The sequence below is a fragment of the Candidatus Cryosericum odellii genome, assembly GCF_003570935.1.
Lineage (GTDB): Bacteria > Caldisericota > Caldisericia > Cryosericales > Cryosericaceae > Cryosericum > Cryosericum odellii.
In genome coordinates this window covers 7,565-24,735 of the sequence record NZ_QXIU01000011.1, presented here as the reverse complement: position 1 = coordinate 24,735, position 17,171 = coordinate 7,565, and the positions used below count along the sequence as shown (strand labels likewise).

Below are 17,171 nucleotides of genomic sequence, written 5' to 3'. Positions count from 1 at the left end.
GCGGTGTCGATGGGAAATACTCTCGCAAAGATCTGAGCGAGTCCTGGTCCCAGAAGCCAGTCGTAAGACGTCTTCTGGAGCTGGAGGAGGTCGGGCATCGCGTAACTTGATTTGATTTTGGTAAAGTCTATAATATCTCCTGCCACGCGCATGGCTCTCCTTTCATATCGGTGTGGAAAAATGCGGTCAAATTAAAAGTTTACTCTCTTTTGTTTGACAGTCAACTGCGCTCTCTCCACGATTTTTGGGCCTTCGTCAATTAACCTCTCTTGTCAGGGAAACATACCTTCACATTGTCGTCTCCCATAAATGCCCGCGCAGCCAGGGGAAAGGAGCTGCAATTCCCTCTCGTCTTCACATTGTCCACTCGAAAACGGTCTGCATTGATACAACCGATCAACCTACCACCTGAACAAACCGTATCGCACAAGCACCCCGACAAACCTGAGAGTGTCAGTGAGCGTGTTGATTTTGCTCCTTGCCTCCGTCCGGTAGATGGTCCGGGTCGGCACCCAACCTATCCGATACCCTGCCCTTCCTTCCTTGAAGATAACCTCAGTCTCCAGGTCATACTTGTTTGCCTTCAGCGGCAGAGAAAGGACCGAAGTCAGCTTGTAGTAGCGAAAACCATTCTGGCTGTCGCGGACATTCTGGCCAAGGAACAAGCTGATGAGAAATGAAGATGCATGGTTCGCGAATCTTCGGATGAAGGGCATCGTCGAGACATTCGACATCCTGTTCCCGATGACCATATCGTAGCCTTGTTCAGCCGCAACGATGAACAGCGGAATCTCAGCAGGGTCATGCTGTCCATCAGCATCGATGGTAATTGCGCCATCATAACCACTATCCATGAGATACCTGAATCCTGTCTTGAGCGCAGCACCCTTGCCCACATTGGACTCGTGGCGAATAACTATCGCACCCGCGGCACGCGCAGCCCCAGCTGTATTGTCAGCAGAACCATCGTCGACAACCACAGTGGCGGTCACAAATGGACGCACCCCTTCCACGACAGCCGCAATGTTGTGTTCTTCGTTGAAGGCAGGAATGACCGCAGCGATTTTCATACGGCGGTGCTCCAGAAATCGAAGAAATTCAGAAACTGTGTGGGATCCTGGTCAACAATAGCCTCGTACTGCTGCGCGAAGTCCACTACAAAGGCTCGCACCCACGACCGCTCGTCTGAAGCTTCCGGGTTGATTGGTCGACCAAATTTGAGCAAAAACCTTCCGTCTGGCTGCCGCACAAGGAATCCAGGAATTCCGACGAGCTTCCTGCGAAAAGAAAGCAGTGCTGCCCCACGGGGAAAGCGGACGAGATGCCCAAAAAAACCTACTTCCTCCCCACCGCTCGCATAGTCTCTGTCAGAAACAATGGCTGGCACTTCGCCCTCTGGTAGATACCGGAGGAGGTCCCTCAATCCGAACCGAACGTCGTGGGCAGTCAGTCCAAAACGCACTCGGAGCGACTCATAGAGCCGCTGGACGACCCAGCTGTTCTGCGTGAGTGCAATCGCATGCGTCCTGTAACCGCCAAGGCCAAGCATCGCCCCAGCCAACTCCCAGTGGCCATAATGCCCGGTAATCAGGCAAAAGGGTCTGTCACCAGATCGCTGGTCGAGGAGCACGTGTATGTCTGCAAAGTTTACGATCATCGATTCGATTTGAGCATCGCTGGTAGACGGTATCTCGAAGAAGTCGACCAAGTTCATGCCAGCCTGACCAAACGTCCGCAATGCCAACCGTGACAACTCCCTATGACTTGCTTCAGGCCGCATGATTCTCAGATTTGCGAAGACCCCTCGCCTCTGCCTGGTGTTAAAGGCAAAGTAGCCCCACGCAATCAACCTGGCAATGGCCCGCCTGAGCCAGACGGGCAACACGGCGACAATGCGGAAGGCGACAACATACCAGAAAGCCATCATCTAACTAGCTGCCTGCCAATCCTTCAAACGCAGCACACCAGAGCAGCCCAATGAGAGTCTTTGCGTCATTCATACGCCCGTCGCGGCATCGTTCAATGGCTTCGGTGACAGGCATCAGAACCGGTTTGATGAATTCGTCGGAATCCATCTCGGTGGGACCATGCCGAAGATCTTTCGCAATGTATAGTGTCAACCGTTCATCGACGAAGCCGGGGCTGGGCCAGAATTCGATGCACTTCTTCCAGGAACTCGCAATATACCCGGTCTCCTCACGGAGTTCCCGGCGTGCGGCGGTGAGGAAGCGTTCGCGCACGTCGTGGCGACGCCCAGCTGGGATCTCAAGCATGACCATCTCAGGTGCGGGCCTGTATTGGCGCACAAGCACCACGCGATTGTCGACTGTCAATGCTACGACACAGACAGCTCCACCCACATAGGTTACGACATCCCGATGAGCAAAGCGGTCGTCCGGCAATCGGACGACCTTGTCCAGAACCTCTATGGACTTCCCAAGGTACGCCTGTCGACATGACAAGACCGCCTCGAACATCCGCCGACGTGTCATCAATGAGACCGGATCATCTCCTTGATCTTCAGAAGCCTCGTCGTATTTGCCCGCTCATTTTCGTCCAGTTTCGAGGTGATGAACCGAACCGTCTCCTCAAGGTTGGGGATCATGACGTATTCAAGAGCATTCACCCGTCGTCTGGTTCGTTCGATTTCCTCCGCCATCAGGCGTATGCTTGCCTCAATCTGAGCCAGTTTCACGATGGATGGCATCAGCTCGTATAACCTTAGAAGGGACGCCTCCACCCCTGCTCCCTCCAACCCAGCGAATGATGGAGACTCAAAATCTGAAATGGAGAAAGATAGTACAGGCAAGGCTACATTCATGACGGTCTTGGTCCCCGCTTCAATGTCGAGACAAGTGGAGACTGTTCGCGAGAGAAGCTCCACGACGACCGCCGGGTACGTGGCGGTTTGACCCTTGAACGCAGCCAGTGCGTCCGGCAGTTCATGGTCAACGCGTGCCCGATAGTCACCATATTCCTCTGCAAGCCTGATGAATGTCTTCATAAGACCCTCGAGCTTGTCCTTGAGGAGCTTGTGCCCCCGTCGCGCAAGAACAAGGCGCTTCTGCAGCCGCAGAAGCTCCATCCTGGTCGGGTTGACCTTCAGGATCATCGCTGTGCCTATGCCGTATGCTTCGGCATGTACTTCTCTATCATGGCTGGCGAGACACGCTTAAGTTCCTGCAGTGGCAGCATGGAGAGGAGCTCCCACCCGATGGACAGGGTCTGTTCGATCGGTCGGTCCTCGTCGCGTCCTTGCTGAACGAAGCGTCGCTCAAATTCGTCCGAGAATCTCACGAAGGTCCGGTCTGTCTCTGTAAGTGCAGACTCGCCGAGGACAACTGCAAGCTCCTTCGCATCGCGTCCTCGTGCATAGGCAGCGAACAACTCATTGAGAAGACCAGCGTGATCCTCGCGTGTCTTGCCCTTGCCGATACCCTTGTCCTTTAGCCGGGAAAGCGATGGAAGCACGTCGATTGGCGGATAGATGCCTGCCTGATGCAGTGACCTGCTCAGAAAGATCTGTCCTTCGGTAATGTAGCCTGTGAGGTCCGGAATGGGATGCGTCTTGTCGTCTTCGGGCATAGTCAAGATTGGCAGCTGAGTGATCGACCCCTTCTTGCCCTTGATACGACCAGCCCGCTCATAGATTGTGGCCAGATCCGTATAGAGATATCCCGGATAGCCACGCCTGCCCGGTACCTCTTTCCGCGCTGCAGAGATCTCGCGCAGAGCTTCACAGTAATTGGTCATGTCAGAAAGGATGACCAAAACGTGCATTCCGAGTTCGAAAGCCAGATACTCGGCAGCGGACAGCGCAAAACGAGGAGTCGCTATGCGCTCGATGACGGGGTCATTTGCCAGGTTCATGAATAGAACTGACTGGTTGATTGCACCACTCTTGCGAAAGTCCGATATGAAATAGTCGGCTTCCTCGAATGTGATGCCCATCGCGCCAAAAACGACGGCAAACTCATCCGTTCCAGAAAGCACCCGAGCCTGCCTGGCGATCTGTGCGGCGATCTCCGCGTGAGGAAGACCGCTGCCCGAAAAGATTGGCAGCTTCTGACCACGGACAAGAGTATTCAGCCCGTCGATTGCAGAAATGCCAGTCTGTATGAATTCATCGGGATAGTCACGCGCATATGGATTCATTGGATCGCCATTGATATCCAGCACTTTCTCCGGGAGAATCGGAGCAACTCCGTCAATCGGTGCTCCGAGTCCGTTGAACACGCGGCCCACGATGTCACGTGAAACCCCGAACTGCAACCCGTGTCCGAGGAATCGAGTTACTGTCTGCCCGCGGTCCATTCCAGACGAACCCTCGAAGACTTGAACCAGGACAGTATCCCCAGAGACCTCGAGCACCTGGCCGTGTCTCAAGCCCGAGATTGTGCGTAGTTCAACGAGCTCACCATACTTGACATCCTGAGCCCCATCCAAAAGCACGAGCGGCCCCACGATTTCACGGACTGTTCGGTAATCTTTATTCATGGTACTCCTCCCGTGCAGTCGTGTCCATTTCTGACAAAGTCTCAAAACCCTTCGTTATCGAGTTCTCAAGCATGTCGAATGCAGCAAGGTTCGCCTCAGGAATGCTCTTTGAGCGAGCGATCTCGACTCTGACCGACATCGTGAGAATAGCATCCAGCGGGACACCCCCCGATGCAGCCTTGCCCGCCAGATGACTCCACAACATGATAACGTCAAGCATTCGCAACTGTTTACGGAGAGACGTATAGCTGTCTCCCTCGGTAAAAGCTCCCTGCTGCAGGAAGTCCTCACGTATGGACTTCGCTGATTCCAGCACCAGGCGGTCCGCTACAGACAACGCATCGACACCAACCAGACGAACAAGTTCCTGCAGCTCTGCTTCCTTCTGGAGCAGAGCACGAACTTCGCGAATGTTCTGACTCCAACGCTCGCCGAGTTCCTTGTCGTAGTAACTCTCAAGCAAGTTGCTGTACAGCGAGTAAGACTGAAGCCAGTCGATTGCGGGGAAGTGCCGTGCATACGCAAGGCGAGAGTCGAGCGCCCAGAAGACCTTGACTGCCCGCAGGGTGGCCTGAACGACTGGTTCGGACAAATCGCCACCAGGAGGAGACACGGCCCCGATGACACTCAGACTGCCTTCTCTTGGCTTGTTGCCAAGGCTGAGGGATTTTCCGGCGCGTTCGTAGAACGCTGCTACCCTTGATGCAAGGTAGGCCGGATAGCCTTCTTCACCAGGCATCTCCTCCAGACGTCCCGAGATTTCACGCATGGCTTCTGCCCACCGCGACGTCGAGTCCGCCATCAACGCAACGCTGTAGCCCATATCACGGAAGTATTCGGCTATCGTGATGCCGGTGAAAACCGATGCCTCACGAGCTGCGACAGGCATGTTGGACGTGTTGGCGATGAGGACCGTGCGATTCATCAGAACCTCGCCAGTCTTCGGGTCCTTGAGCTGCGGGAATTCCTGCAAGACGTCCGTCATCTCGTTTCCGCGCTCGCCGCAACCGACGTAGACAATGATGTCGGCATTCGCCCACTTTGCCAGTTGATGTTGGATAACGGTCTTGCCACTGCCAAACGGTCCAGGAACACATGCCGTTCCGCCTTTGGCTACTGGGAACAGGGCGTCGATGACACGCTGCCCAGTCACCAGGGGAGTATCCGGCGCCATGCGCCGGGTATAGGGCCTGCCGTTACGGACCGGCCACCGCTGGATCATCGTCATGGGTTGTTCTTCCCCCGACTCGGTTCGCACGACCGCCACGGGTTCCTCGACAGTGAAATCGTTCTCTGCTATCGAGACGATCCGACCCGCCAGACCCTTAGGGACCATGATCTGGTGCAGGACGGCCCTGGTCTCCTGGACGGACCCGACAATATCTCCTTCGACGACGACATCGTCGACCTTTACGCAGGGAACAAAGTGCCACTTCCGGTCGCGAGGCAGTGCAGGAAGAGCCACACCACGGGGAATGAAGTCGCCATACTGTGAACGGATGGCGTCGAGCGGTCGCTGAATTCCATCATAGATCGAAGTAATGAGGCCCGGCCCGAGTTCGACAGTAAGAAGACTGCCTGTCTGGACGACAGGTTCGCCCGGCCCAACGCCGCTTGTCTCTTCATACACCTGGATGCTCGCCATCTCGCCTCGAAGCTCGATAATCTCACCGAATAGCTTCGCATCGCCGACCCGCACCAGTTCATACATCTGCGGGTTCGTCAGATCCTTGGCGACGACGAGCGGTCCAGCAACCTTGACGATCTCACCGTGTGTCATGGCTTTTCTCCTCCGTCATTTTTCCAACTAGGTCAATGCCTACTGCATTCTCTATGAGACGTCTCACGGNNCAGGACCAGCCCGAATCTCCCCGAACGAGCAATCGACTGAACAGCCTGAGATGCCTGAAGACCGTCCTCGACAACAGTGCCCACAAAACCCAGCGCCTCAAATGCCCCGACGGAGTCCCGCGTCGTCACAACCGCCGCCTTGCTCACAATGCCCCTCCGGATCTATCAACATGCAGTCCAGCGGATGCTGCCGCTTTCAGAAGCCGCCGCAGTGACCAGACTTCTCGCCTGAAATCCATCAGATAGGCAAAGACGACTGCAACTCCATATGGGTCAGATCCTGTTGCCTCCGGGCGTCCGACAAGCCACGACTCCAGAGCGTCCTCAAGCATCTGTATCCGCTCTTCGGGAGTGCATCGCCGGCCGACGTCGAGCACATACATCGAAGCTTCCGGAACGAGATCCACCGGCTGGAGCCTGTCCCATGATATAGTCTGGATCCGTTGAACAATCCCTGCAAGTGATACTTGTATCTCTGGCTTCAGGAATGGCAACAGCCTCTCCAGAGGAGCTCCAACACCAGACGTGCTACGAAGCTTCATTTTCAGTGCATGTCCTGCCAGCATGAGCTTCAACAGTCCATCCATGTATGCAATGACCGCAGGATGTCCATATGCTTTCGCCAGACCATCCAGGGTCGTCTCGAAGGAAAAGTCAAACACCGTCTGGGCATCAGAAGCAGATGCTCCCGCCTTGGCCGCTTTCAGACCTTCAGAGAGCGCATCCCCGAAGACCGACTCCTTAAGCAGTCCAGGAGAACTTCCTTCTGTCTGGATACGCACGCAGTAGGCTGCATACTCACTGCTTGTCCCATCGGTATGCACTTCAGCATCCCCGCCAAGAAGAGCTTCAGCCAGACCAGCTTTGGCGTATTCCTTCTCATCGAGGGTTGCGAGCACGTAAGGAAGGAACCTCTCTGGCAGATCACGGGATGCCTGCACAAGAAATGCCTGCCACGTGCTCTCAACCCTGGCCAGGACGTCCCCCGCCGACATGTCGCTCCCAATCGGCGCATACGCTCCGCGATTGAGAGCTGCGAACAGAGACTCCGTCTTGCCCGTTGCTGATGCACGTCGAAGCTCCTGGACCGGAAGGAGCAACCCTCGCCTGACGGAAAACGAACCGGACACGTAGGCGTAGTCAATAGGATTCGCCTGGCGCGGAACAAACGAAGGAATCATTTCTTTCCGCCAAACAGAATCTGTGCAGCCTCGACGAGCGTGACCTCCCGAAGGGCAGTAGACGCCGCCGACAGGGTCAAATCGAGCTCGGACTCAGCATAGTGGGCAATGAAGCCACCATTACTGTCGGCGAGCACCGCATCAATATGCACACCCTTCCACTTCCCGCGTTTGGGCAACAGCGCTGTGATGGTGGATTCGTCCTGACTTCGGCACTCGATGGAAACCGGTATCTCTTGTCCGATCTGTTCCACGGCTCGCTCAAGATATGCCCGATAGAGACCATCGTCGTCCCTGACCTTCTTTTCGAGTTCCTGATAGAGTCCCTCAAGCAGTTCCTGTTTGCGCTTGAGGATGACGTTTCTCAACTCGATCTTCAGTGCAATCGCCTGCGTCGCGATCTCCCTGTCCCGGATAGCACGATGTTCGGCTACCTGAGTGTTTGCATATTCCTCCAGCTGTCGTTTCTGACTATTGACGAGTTGCGAAGCCTGCGCAGCGGCCGCATCGATGAGAGCGGTCGCCTCCGCATTCGCCTCCTGGAGAACCGCAGCTCTGAGTTCCTCGGTTCCCATGCGCTAGACGTCCTAGAAGGCTGCCTGAGAGATCCAGAGGATAAGCAGGATACCGGACACTAAGGCGATGACAGCGTACGTCTCAACAAGAGCAGGGATGAGGATAGCCTGCCCGGAGGCTGACGGCTGACGCCCAGTCAGACTCTCCGCCACAGCCGCTGCCTGTCCCTGGATGACGGCTGACAGCCACTCGACCACGCCGACACCCACACCGACTGTCAGGAGAGCCAGTCCCTTGGCATTTGATATCATGGCTCCCTTGTTCATAACCCCGGACAGGAGAATGATCATGATGCCGCACACGAAACTGTAGAAGCCCTGTGTTCCCGGAAGCGCCATCATGACGAACATCTTGCCGAACAGCTCAGGCTTCTCCGACAACACCCCGGCCGCCTGAGAACCTGAGATCCGGATGCCTATCGCTGAGCCGAGACCTCCGAACACAATAACGAGTATGGCACCAGCAAACACCCAGACTGGGCCCAATGACGCCATTGGGCTGCCTGTGAACTTGAAGACAAATGTCCCGCCAAGAGCCGTGACAAAAACCGCAACCAGACCTAAAAGAACCGACCACACCCCTTCGAAACCCATGCTGTTCCTCCTATTTCCCCTGAGTAGGTGATGCATCAACAATCTTGACGACTTCCGATGAGAATCCAAAACGACGGAACCGAGGTGCCCCGCCCTCATAGAACCGACCAAAGAACTCGAGCAGGGTCAAGCGAAGGGCATGGATGAACCCTCCCATCGCCCCCATGAAGTAGTTCAACAGGTGCCCAAACAGGAGGACCGCCCCGCCCAATACAACCCGCACCAGCAGATTCACGACGAAGCCTGCGGCAGGCATCTTGATAAGGGCCGCGATCATGTTGAACGCGGAGGCAAGGATGGCCGTTGTCAGAGCGAGCGCCAGAAGTCGCGAGTATGACAGTACGTCTCCGACAAAGGAACCAACGCCATAGGAGCTCTGGATACCATACAGGTTCACCAGCGCAGTGACTACTTTCGCCCCGCCCTTCCCCTGCCGCGCCCCTCCGAGGACAAGAAGCACGAGGCCGACGGCAAGCGCCGCCAGATACCCCACTCTGAAAACACCACCCCACTTGGTCCCAATGAACAGCAACGCAGAGATTGCTGGCAGGAACAGCAACCACCCTATGCAATCATAGATGATCGTGGCATAGTCATGCCGCCGCGCTGCCTTGAANNGAACTGGAATGCTGCCGTGAGGGGATTGATGACAGTCAGCGCAGACACCAAGCGTGCAATCGGGTTGTTTGCTCCAAGATAGGTCCCCGAGATGAGATCGCCGCCCCAGCCTCCCGTCAAGGCACCGGCGATCATGGCCGCTACACCGCCGTACACGAAGACCATCATGAAGTTGCGGACGCCTGTCGATTGCTTGTACTTATGTATGAAGTAGAGACAGACGCCTATCTGGACGGCCCCGTACAAAGCATCCCCCAGACAGAGCCCAAAGAACACGAGAAACGGAATTGCCAGAAAGATAGTGGGGTCAAACGAAGAGTAGACCGGAAATCCAAACATGTTGATCAGGATCTGCAGCGGCTTAATCCATTTGTTGTTGGTGATGGAAACGGGAGTGTCGTCACCCGCCGTCGTGTCCCCTGTCATACAGACGATGCCCCCGAAACCTGCGCACAACTTCTTCAGGGAATCCACGTCGACGTCTCGCACGTATCCCGTGACCACGCTGCAGTGTTCGGTCCGTGTGATGTCGTGCGAAGCCTCCAGACGTATCCGCTCATTCAGGAGATACTCACGATACACGACGATCTCCTGTTTGCGGGCGAGAAATGAGGCGACCTCAAGCTGGAGTCCCTCGATCTTCTCATGAACCATCCGATGCACTTCTGTCAAACGGTCGATCAGAGACGTCACAGTGCCAGCGGTATGCGACAAGTCCTGCTCGACGAAACCCACGGTCACCAGCAGGGCGCGAACATTATCCGCCTGGTCACGCATGCATGCAACAACTACATTGGTCGTATTCTTCGTCTCAGACACCGTATCGATTGCCACAGCACTCCCAAGGTTCGCAAGGCGCTTGGAAGCTTGTGCAAGGGTCAGTGACGGTATCGAGCACGCAAAAACAGCGATCCGCCGCCATCGAGAGACCTCACCGAAATCCAGTGGGAACGGCACCCAGGGCGACATCACTGCGATATCCTCTTCAAGCTGATTCAAGCGATGCCGCTGTTCCGCAAGCTGGTCCTTCAGTGTGAGCGCACCGCGCATCATGTCCGCATAGCCACGGCCCGACGCCATCGAAGCGGTCCGTCTCATGTCGGCCGAACTGACGTACACTTCGTCTGGGAAGAAACTCTGGACGAGTCCCTTGCTCACGGGGTCTACTTCGTTGAAGTACGAGAGCGTCGCACGTGCGAGCTCCAGTTCCTCAGCGACATGACGTAACGATTCCTCTCGCTGAAGACGGCAGACGTCGCCCGAAACCGGGACAGCCGTATTGACTTGAGAATCATCTGATGGGATATAAGAAATCAAGTGTAACATTCCCGCGCCGAACAGGCAAGACAGGACCTCGTCTTCTCGGCTGTGCGAAAAGGCAAGAGCGAACTCTTGTACTCTGTCGATCGCCATTCTAGCGAGAAGTTAGCCTTGACAGAAGTAAATCCAGGGCCACAGATCTATGATCCTGTGCCTGATGTTCAAGGATTTCAAGTTGTTCCTTGAGATCTCGATCAAGTTGACCCTCGGCGAGTTTCGTCTGCTGGTCCATTTTTTGATCAATTGCGTCAAGTTGCCGTTGCAGCAACAGTCCTGCGGAGGCCCTGCCCTTGGTCAGAGCAGAGTCAGAATCATGCTGGATGGTCCGAACCTTTTCTTTCGCAACCTTGAGGACGCCATCCGCGTCGACCTCAGCCTGCTGCAATTTCTGGATGAACTCTTCGATCATATTCGTACCCCTCCGGTCAGGAGAATTGCTGGTCGGGATGGTGGGATTCGAACCCACGACCTCTTAGTCCCGAACCAAGCGCTCTACCAAGCTGAGCCACATCCCGACAAATAGTGGTCGGGGCGACAAGATTCGAACTTGTGACCCCCAGCACCCCATGCTGGTGCGCTAGCCAAACTACGCCACGCCCCGACTATTTGTTCTCAACCAGCTTCTTCAACTTTCCACTAGCCCGAAAGGTCACAACACGCTTCTCCGGCACGTTCACCGCTTCACGCGTTTTCGGGTTCACACCCGAGTGAGCCTTTCTCATGGACACACAGAAAGCCCCAAAACCGGTCAGGGTAACCTTACGACCTGCCCGCAACTCCTTGCTGGAAGTGCTCAAAGCCTGATACAGCACGTTTTCCACAACTATCCTGGAACAACCCGTCTTTGCTATAACCGCTGTAACCAGATCTGACTTTGTCACCTGACCACCTTTTCAAACTCGTCGCCTAGAACTCGTTCTTCGTTTCCCGGCTCATCAGACGCTGGAGACCAACCAGAGGCATGACGCTTCCGGAGACGATCCCGTGCAACTGACGGACGATAGGCAAGTCAATGTTACTCAGTTCAGCGATTTTTGCAAGAGCCTCCAGGGTCGGGAGTCCCTCAATGACCGTACGCTGGCCGGTTTGAAGCTCAGAAGCCGGCGTCCCCTTGCCAATAGTTTCACCCGCCATGCGGTTCCGGCTCAGCCTGCTGAAGCTGGTTGCAATCAAGTCCCCTGCTCCAGCAAGTCCATTGATCGTAGCCGGGTCTGCCCCAAGCGCCGTCGCGACCTTGACCAGCTCATGGAGGCTGCGGACAATCAAGGATGCTTTCGAGCTGTCACCAAATCCGAGCCCGTCGGAAACGCCTGCCGCGACAGCGTACACGTTCTTGAGTGCCCCGCCGAGCTCTACTCCCACCAAGTCCGCACTTGTGTATGCCCTGAGCGAACCACCCGAGAGGAGTTCCTGAAAGTGGCGCCGCGTGCTTGGTCCTCGGCTGGCGATGACGGCAGCGGCCGGCATGTTTCGGGCAATCTCGGGAGCGAAATTGGGTCCGGATAGAGCCGCATAGTGATCATAATCGCTAAGTTCCAGATCCTCACAGAGCAGTTGAGACACCCGCAGATGCGTTTCCATCTCCAGCCCCTTGCTGAGATTCAGCAAGGGAATGCCCGGTCGGCGTAACTCGGGAGCCAGCTTGCGAAACATCGACCGCAGCCTCTGTGTCGGTACAGCCAGAATGATGGCATCAGCTGAACGCCAGGCACCCAGGAGATCGTCGGTCGGTTCAACGTTGTCCCGCAACTGTACGCCAGGGAGATAACGAGTGTTCTCGCGCGCATCGCGCAGCGTCATGAGTGTGTCTTCTCCGTGGACCCACAGGACCACGGTCACCTTGGCCGCAGCCAGATTGGCTATTGTCGTCCCCCAGGCACCCGCACCTACAACACAAACGCGGGTCATGTGTCGACCTCCACCTGAACGTCGGGACAGACTTGCCGCAGCCCCGCCATGACTTCATCGATTGCTGCCTGGGGGCAAGACGTGCCGCTTACGACTCCCACGACGTCCACACAGTCCAGCCCCAGCTTGGGCAACACGGCTGCGTCCTGTATGAGATACGTCCTCGGGCATGCACAGACGGCTACTGCCACCAGTCTTCTGGTATTGGCACTGGAATTATCGCCCAGGACCAGCATGACCGTGCAACGCGAGGCCAGAGCGACAGCACCATCCTGCCTTCGCAATACCTCCGGACACAACGTCATTGCTTCGGTGACCTCGATTCCTCTCTGTCGAAACCATGCCAGGACCACCTGTCTGAACTCGCGAGATTGTGTCGTCTGATAGACGACACCTACACGAGAAACAGATATCTTGAGAGTGTCCAGATCCTGCTTCGAAGCCACGACCGTGAGCAGCTGACTGCCGGCAGCCTCCATGAGATAACGCGTCTCTCGATGTTCCTTGTCACCGACAACGACCACAGGAACGCCGGCATCCGCAAACCGGCTTGCTGCGTCGTGGGCCCGGTTCACGATGGGGCAGGTCAGGTCCCGCAAGGCTCGTGCTCCAGCAATTCTTCCAAGGCGTTCAAGCGACGTCGAACCATGGGCAGGCAGGAGAACCGTTGCAGCGCCCAATTCCTCGTCGCTCAGCAATTCCACGGACCGCAACCCCATGGAACCAAGCCGGTTCATCTCGCCAACATTGTGCAGGAGCGTATCTGTCGCCGCAACCGTTCCTTCCGAACACAAAGCGGTCTCAGCAGCGTCAATGGCTCGCCGAATGCCTGAACAGTAGCCCAGCTCGCGTGCCAGCACCACACGCATATCAGGCGTGCCCCTGTTCCTGCAGTGTCCGAATGCGACTCATAATGTCAATGCTGATTACTGTCAGGTCTTCTCTGTGACTCTCGTGCTCCGGGGGAAGGTGATACGTGACTGGCTGACCTATGCGTACAGTAATGCGGCCGACCCTGGCGACTCTCCTCTGCCTCGGCCAGCACTCGTATGAGCCGATGATGGCCATGGGAACTACCGGTGCTCCCGACTTCACTGCCAGAAAAGCCGCCCCGTTGTGAGGGTCCTGCAAACATCCGTCTGGCGACCGCGTTCCTTCAGGGTAGATCATGCACAGGTCACCATGGTCCATGATTGCCAGCACTTCCTGGAGAGCACCCTTGTCGGCCAGAGACTCCCTGTCGATGCGCACGGCACCCAGACGGCGTATGACTGGGCCCAACAGCGGCAGCTGGTAGATCTCCTTGCGCGACACGTTGTAGATCTTGCGCGGCAGCGCAACGGCGGCAAGCATGGGATCCAGATAGCTGCAATGGTTGCCACAGACGAGCCCTGGTCCGTGCCTCGGTACGTTCTCAAGCCCGATGACGTGGAGTCTGAAGAAAACCCTGAACCAGAGCCTGCCTACCGGGACAACCAGCTCATACAGCATGCTCGAGCCTCCTCCGGTACTCGGAAAGGATCGTCTGCACAACTCCATCGGAGCCGTCAGGAGAGTTGTCCAACCTGATGTGCTCATCTGTGCATCGAAGAGGAGAGTCTTCACGGGACGAGTCTATCGTGTCGCGTTCCTTCATGTTGGCCAGCACTGTGTCGTAGTCGACCAGGATTCCCTGACGCTTCAGCTGGGCAACTCGCCGTCTGGCGCGAACATCCGGGTCCGCCGTAATGAACACCTTCAGAAAAGCCTCGGAAAGAACTGTTGTTCCTATATCCCGGCCAACCATGACAACATCCTGAAACGAGGCAATGCGTCGCAGCTCCCTGTTCACGGCTGCACGCACCTGTGGCACCGCACTGACAGGCGACACGAGGTCGTCCACTTTCGGATCGTGGAGGGACAATTGAAGGACGCACCCACCGAACAGGACCGTACCGCCGGGCTCGTAGCTTATACAGCGCTCGAGGATACCCGACAGGCGATCGCTCCGCGGACAACGGTCAGATGGAAACTGCTCGACATACGCAGCGGTAAACACCCGGTACAACAACCCAGAGTCGACCAGCATGAGGCCAAGTTCAGCGGCCACACGGATTCCCACCGATGTCTTGCCGGATCCAGAAGGCCCGTCGATCGCAAGGTCGCGTCTCAAGGAACCTCTCCTGCAAGCGCTGCAGCCACGTCAGCAGAAGAGATGCTGCCCTCGCGCAGCATAGACCACGACCCCCCTGTCAATCTTACAACCGTCGATGGCCGGCCTTCCGGACGCCGTCGGCTGTCCAGGACCATGTCTGCCTGCTCCAGCAACCCGGCGGCCCCGGGCGCGTCCAGGCTCGCAATGACACTCTCCCCACTCTCATTCAGACTTGTCTGCGCCATCACGAGACCGCCGGCAAGCAAGCGAAGGAGCTCCGCGTGACGGGGCACCCGGAACCCGATGCTGGATGCTTCTGGGTAAGGCAGGGGCTGTGTGTGGAGACCACTGCCCACAACGCCGACAACGATGGTAAGCGCTCCAGGCCAGAATACGCTGGCAAAACGTTGGGCCGTCACACATGTCACGGGCTCCATCCACGGCAGCACACGAGCGATATCGGGCACAAAAACCGGCAATGGTTTGGTAGCATCTCGATGCTTTGCTGCGAACACCCTGGCAACCGAAGATGCACACGCAGCGTTACAACCAATGCCGTAGACGGTGTCCGTCGGGAACACCGCGACGGCTCCCGCCGCAATACGCTCGGACAGGCACCGAATATCGGCATCTGAACAGGTGTCCAACATGATAATCTCAGGCCGGACCATTTACCGCCTCCGAAAATAGGACCGATCAAGCTTGGGTTCTTCCCCAGCCCTCAACCGATGGATGTTTGCCGCGTGCCTGACGATGCCGAGCACAGAAAGCAGAACGTAAATCAGAACAAGTTTCGGTGGCTGTTTCAAAATAAGCGCTGCAATTGGAAGAGTGACGAACCCAACCACTGATGCAAGAGAAACGGTATCGCGGAGCACCATGATGACAAGCCAGATGCTCAACTCCACCAAAGCGACGGGCCAGCTGAGAACAAGCACGACTCCGAACGTCGTGGCAACACCCTTTCCTCCTTTGAACCCGGCAAAAACGGAGAAATCGTGACCCAGGACTACGGCAACAGCCGCGATAAGCACTGTTTCCCGAGACAGGGCCGGAAAGAACCTTATCAGCACGAGCAGGAGGAGTACTGCCTTCAGGAAGTCTCCAGCAAAAGCCAACGCAGCAGGAACGGGGCCCGCGGTGCGCAACACGTTTGTGGCCCCCATATTTTTGCTGCCCTCCTTCGTGATGTCCACACCCTTGACCATTTTGGCAAAGATGTAGCTGAAAGGCAGAGAACCAATCACGTATGCAACGCCAAAAACCGCCAGGTCGCGCAAGATATAGTTGAACGTGTTCATTCTGCTCGACGTGCCTCCGCGTAACGCGGCAGCCCTCTCAGGTCGGGCAACCAGCGTCCGCCCTGCAGTCCATACCGCTCGCACAGGTCCAGAATACCCCGTTCCATTCCGTCGTCAATCTCCAGTAATAGCAAGCCACCAGGTCGCAACCAGTCACGAGCCTGCGCAATGATCCGCCTGTAGAAGACCATACCTGATACACCGCCATAGAGTGCCCGGACCGGTTCAAGGGGCGAGGACTCGTGGGCCGGCAACAGACGCTGCTCACGCACATAGGGAGGATTGCTGACAATGACATCAGTCCGACTGCGGAAATCAGCAAGGGCCAGACTCCACGCCGCCAGCACGTTGCCCTGGATAAACCTGACCCGCTCTGACAGACCCACATCCAAGGCGGATTCGCGGGAACACGAAACAGAGACAGCATCGAGCTCCAGTCCCACGACCGCTACCTGTGGCAGTCTGGCGGCCAGTGCCAGAGCGATAGCTCCCGAACCGGAGCAAAGGTCCAATGCGATGGGGCTGGGACGATCCTGCTCGATAATGAAGTCTCCAGCCATCTGCACCAAGTTTTCTGTTTCCGGGCGAGGCACGAGAACGCCCTCCCGCACTCGCACGACGATGTCACAGAAAGCAGCATAGCCGGTGAGGTACTCGGCAGGGTATCCATCGGCCAGTTGCTGGGCAGCATGCTCCACAAATGCCTGAGTGCCAGTCTCAGCAGGCTGGTCCAGCCGAAGGAGTAGATCTGAGCAGCTCCACCCTTTGCTTGTTGCAACAACATACTGCAACTCACCGTGTTTCTGCGACAAGAGCTGCGCACGCTGCTCAGCCTGCGCAATTACTTCTCGCAGAGTCAATCGTCGTCGTTGCCCTGCAGAATGGGCGTCTCAAGCGTTCTTTCCCGGAAAGCCCGGTGGAGAGCATCGATTACTGGATCGAGGTTTCCCTCCATGATGAGAGGCAGGTTGTACAGGGACAAACCAATCCGGTGGTCAGTCAGACGACCTTGAGGAAAATTGTAGGTACGGATACGCATATTACGCATACCGCTGCCGATCTGAGCCCTGCGCTCATCGATCATCTCGCTGTCGGCCTTCTCCTTCATGAACTCATAGACGCGGGATCGCAGCACCTTGAGAGCCTTCTCCTTGTTCTTCAGCTGAGACCTCTCATCCTGACATGACGCAGT

Annotated in this window: 21 protein-coding genes and 2 tRNA genes (2 of these 23 running past the window's edge); all 23 read right to left on the bottom strand. The window is 56.5% G+C overall.

All coding sequences use genetic code 11. The features are described 5' to 3' along the window. Positions 1 to 401: 401 nt before the first annotated feature. Entirely contained in the window at positions 402 to 1,070 is a 669-nt protein-coding gene (locus SMC5_RS00595) for a glycosyltransferase family 2 protein (RefSeq protein WP_119119177.1), read from the bottom strand. Then, positions 1,067 to 1,927: a lysophospholipid acyltransferase family protein gene (locus SMC5_RS00590; protein ID WP_119119176.1), complete on the bottom strand. Its 861-nt coding sequence runs from the start codon at positions 1,925 to 1,927 to the stop codon at positions 1,067 to 1,069. Before SMC5_RS00590 ends, SMC5_RS00595 begins: the two co-directional genes overlap by 4 nt. A gap of 4 nt (positions 1,928 to 1,931) precedes the next feature. Continuing rightward, positions 1,932 to 2,492 carry an NUDIX hydrolase gene (locus SMC5_RS00585; protein WP_119119175.1) on the bottom strand — a complete coding sequence of 187 codons (561 nt, stop codon included), beginning with the start codon at positions 2,490 to 2,492 and terminating at the stop codon, positions 1,932 to 1,934. After that, positions 2,492 to 3,112, bottom strand: a complete 621-nt coding sequence (locus SMC5_RS00580; protein WP_119119174.1) for a V-type ATP synthase subunit D — start codon at positions 3,110 to 3,112, stop codon at positions 2,492 to 2,494. The genes SMC5_RS00585 and SMC5_RS00580 overlap by 1 nt, the downstream gene beginning before the upstream one ends. An 8-nt stretch (positions 3,113 to 3,120) precedes the next feature. Continuing rightward, positions 3,121 to 4,497: a V-type ATP synthase subunit B gene (locus SMC5_RS00575; protein ID WP_119119173.1), complete on the bottom strand. Its 1,377-nt coding sequence runs from the start codon at positions 4,495 to 4,497 to the stop codon at positions 3,121 to 3,123. Then, positions 4,490 to 6,277, bottom strand: coding sequence for a V-type ATP synthase subunit A (locus SMC5_RS00570; RefSeq protein WP_119119172.1), 1,788 nt, complete (start codon positions 6,275 to 6,277; stop codon positions 4,490 to 4,492). Before SMC5_RS00570 ends, SMC5_RS00575 begins: the two co-directional genes overlap by 8 nt. Before the next feature lie 214 nt (positions 6,278 to 6,491). Next, on the bottom strand, positions 6,492 to 7,529 hold the full coding sequence (locus tag SMC5_RS00560; RefSeq protein WP_119119170.1) for a hypothetical protein: 1,038 nt from the start codon (positions 7,527 to 7,529) through the stop codon (positions 6,492 to 6,494). Then, entirely contained in the window at positions 7,526 to 8,104 is a 579-nt protein-coding gene (locus tag SMC5_RS00555; RefSeq protein ID WP_119119169.1) for a hypothetical protein, read from the bottom strand. The genes SMC5_RS00560 and SMC5_RS00555 overlap by 4 nt, the downstream gene beginning before the upstream one ends. A 12-nt stretch (positions 8,105 to 8,116) precedes the next feature. After that, positions 8,117 to 8,698: a permease gene (locus SMC5_RS00550; RefSeq protein WP_165846266.1), complete on the bottom strand. Its 582-nt coding sequence runs from the start codon at positions 8,696 to 8,698 to the stop codon at positions 8,117 to 8,119. A gap of 10 nt (positions 8,699 to 8,708) precedes the next feature. Next, positions 8,709 to 9,257 (bottom strand): V-type ATP synthase subunit I, encoded by a 549-nt coding sequence (locus tag SMC5_RS00545; RefSeq protein WP_119119167.1) that lies wholly within the window; start codon positions 9,255 to 9,257, stop codon positions 8,709 to 8,711. A gap of 1,473 nt (positions 9,258 to 10,730) precedes the next feature. Then, positions 10,731 to 11,045 carry a hypothetical protein gene (locus SMC5_RS00535; RefSeq protein WP_119119165.1) on the bottom strand — a complete coding sequence of 105 codons (315 nt, stop codon included), beginning with the start codon at positions 11,043 to 11,045 and terminating at the stop codon, positions 10,731 to 10,733. A gap of 29 nt (positions 11,046 to 11,074) precedes the next feature. Then, positions 11,075 to 11,151 (bottom strand) — tRNA-Pro (locus SMC5_RS00530). A gap of 8 nt (positions 11,152 to 11,159) precedes the next feature. Then, positions 11,160 to 11,237 (bottom strand) — tRNA-Pro (locus SMC5_RS00525). Between the two features lies 1 nt (position 11,238). After that, a complete protein-coding gene (locus tag SMC5_RS00520; protein ID WP_119119164.1) occupies positions 11,239 to 11,517 on the bottom strand; it encodes an HU family DNA-binding protein in 279 nt (92 codons plus the stop codon). 25 nt (positions 11,518 to 11,542) lie between these two features. Next, positions 11,543 to 12,544: an NAD(P)H-dependent glycerol-3-phosphate dehydrogenase gene (locus SMC5_RS00515; protein ID WP_119119163.1), complete on the bottom strand. Its 1,002-nt coding sequence runs from the start codon at positions 12,542 to 12,544 to the stop codon at positions 11,543 to 11,545. Next, complete coding sequence (locus SMC5_RS00510; RefSeq protein WP_119119162.1) at positions 12,541 to 13,413, bottom strand: hypothetical protein; 873 nt, start codon at positions 13,411 to 13,413, stop codon at positions 12,541 to 12,543. Before SMC5_RS00510 ends, SMC5_RS00515 begins: the two co-directional genes overlap by 4 nt. Position 13,414: 1 nt before the next feature. Next, entirely contained in the window at positions 13,415 to 14,035 is a 621-nt protein-coding gene (locus SMC5_RS00505; RefSeq protein ID WP_165846267.1) for a lysophospholipid acyltransferase family protein, read from the bottom strand. Next, positions 14,025 to 14,696: a (d)CMP kinase gene (cmk, locus tag SMC5_RS00500; RefSeq protein ID WP_119119160.1), complete on the bottom strand. Its 672-nt coding sequence runs from the start codon at positions 14,694 to 14,696 to the stop codon at positions 14,025 to 14,027. Before cmk ends, SMC5_RS00505 begins: the two co-directional genes overlap by 11 nt. Then, positions 14,693 to 15,349 (bottom strand): L-threonylcarbamoyladenylate synthase, encoded by a 657-nt coding sequence (locus SMC5_RS00495; protein ID WP_119119159.1) that lies wholly within the window; start codon positions 15,347 to 15,349, stop codon positions 14,693 to 14,695. The genes cmk and SMC5_RS00495 overlap by 4 nt, the downstream gene beginning before the upstream one ends. Beyond that, on the bottom strand, positions 15,350 to 15,979 hold the full coding sequence (gene plsY / locus SMC5_RS00490) for a glycerol-3-phosphate 1-O-acyltransferase PlsY (RefSeq protein ID WP_119119158.1): 630 nt from the start codon (positions 15,977 to 15,979) through the stop codon (positions 15,350 to 15,352). It abuts the gene before it with no gap. Further along, positions 15,976 to 16,839 carry a N5-glutamine methyltransferase family protein gene (locus SMC5_RS00485; RefSeq protein ID WP_119119157.1) on the bottom strand — a complete coding sequence of 288 codons (864 nt, stop codon included), beginning with the start codon at positions 16,837 to 16,839 and terminating at the stop codon, positions 15,976 to 15,978. Before SMC5_RS00485 ends, plsY begins: the two co-directional genes overlap by 4 nt. Continuing rightward, on the bottom strand, positions 16,836 to 17,171 hold the 3' portion of the coding sequence (locus tag SMC5_RS10940; protein ID WP_207798914.1) for a peptide chain release factor-like protein. 18 nt of this gene lie beyond the right edge of the window; only the last 336 of its 354 coding nucleotides appear in the window; the start codon falls outside the window, past its right edge; it ends in the stop codon at positions 16,836 to 16,838. The genes SMC5_RS00485 and SMC5_RS10940 overlap by 4 nt, the downstream gene beginning before the upstream one ends. Further along, positions 17,152 to 17,171 carry the end of a PCRF domain-containing protein gene (locus SMC5_RS00480; RefSeq protein ID WP_207798913.1) on the bottom strand. Its footprint extends 694 nt past the window's final position, so only the last 20 of its 714 coding nucleotides appear in the window; its start codon lies beyond the right edge, outside the window; it ends in the stop codon at positions 17,152 to 17,154. Before SMC5_RS00480 ends, SMC5_RS10940 begins: the two co-directional genes overlap by 38 nt.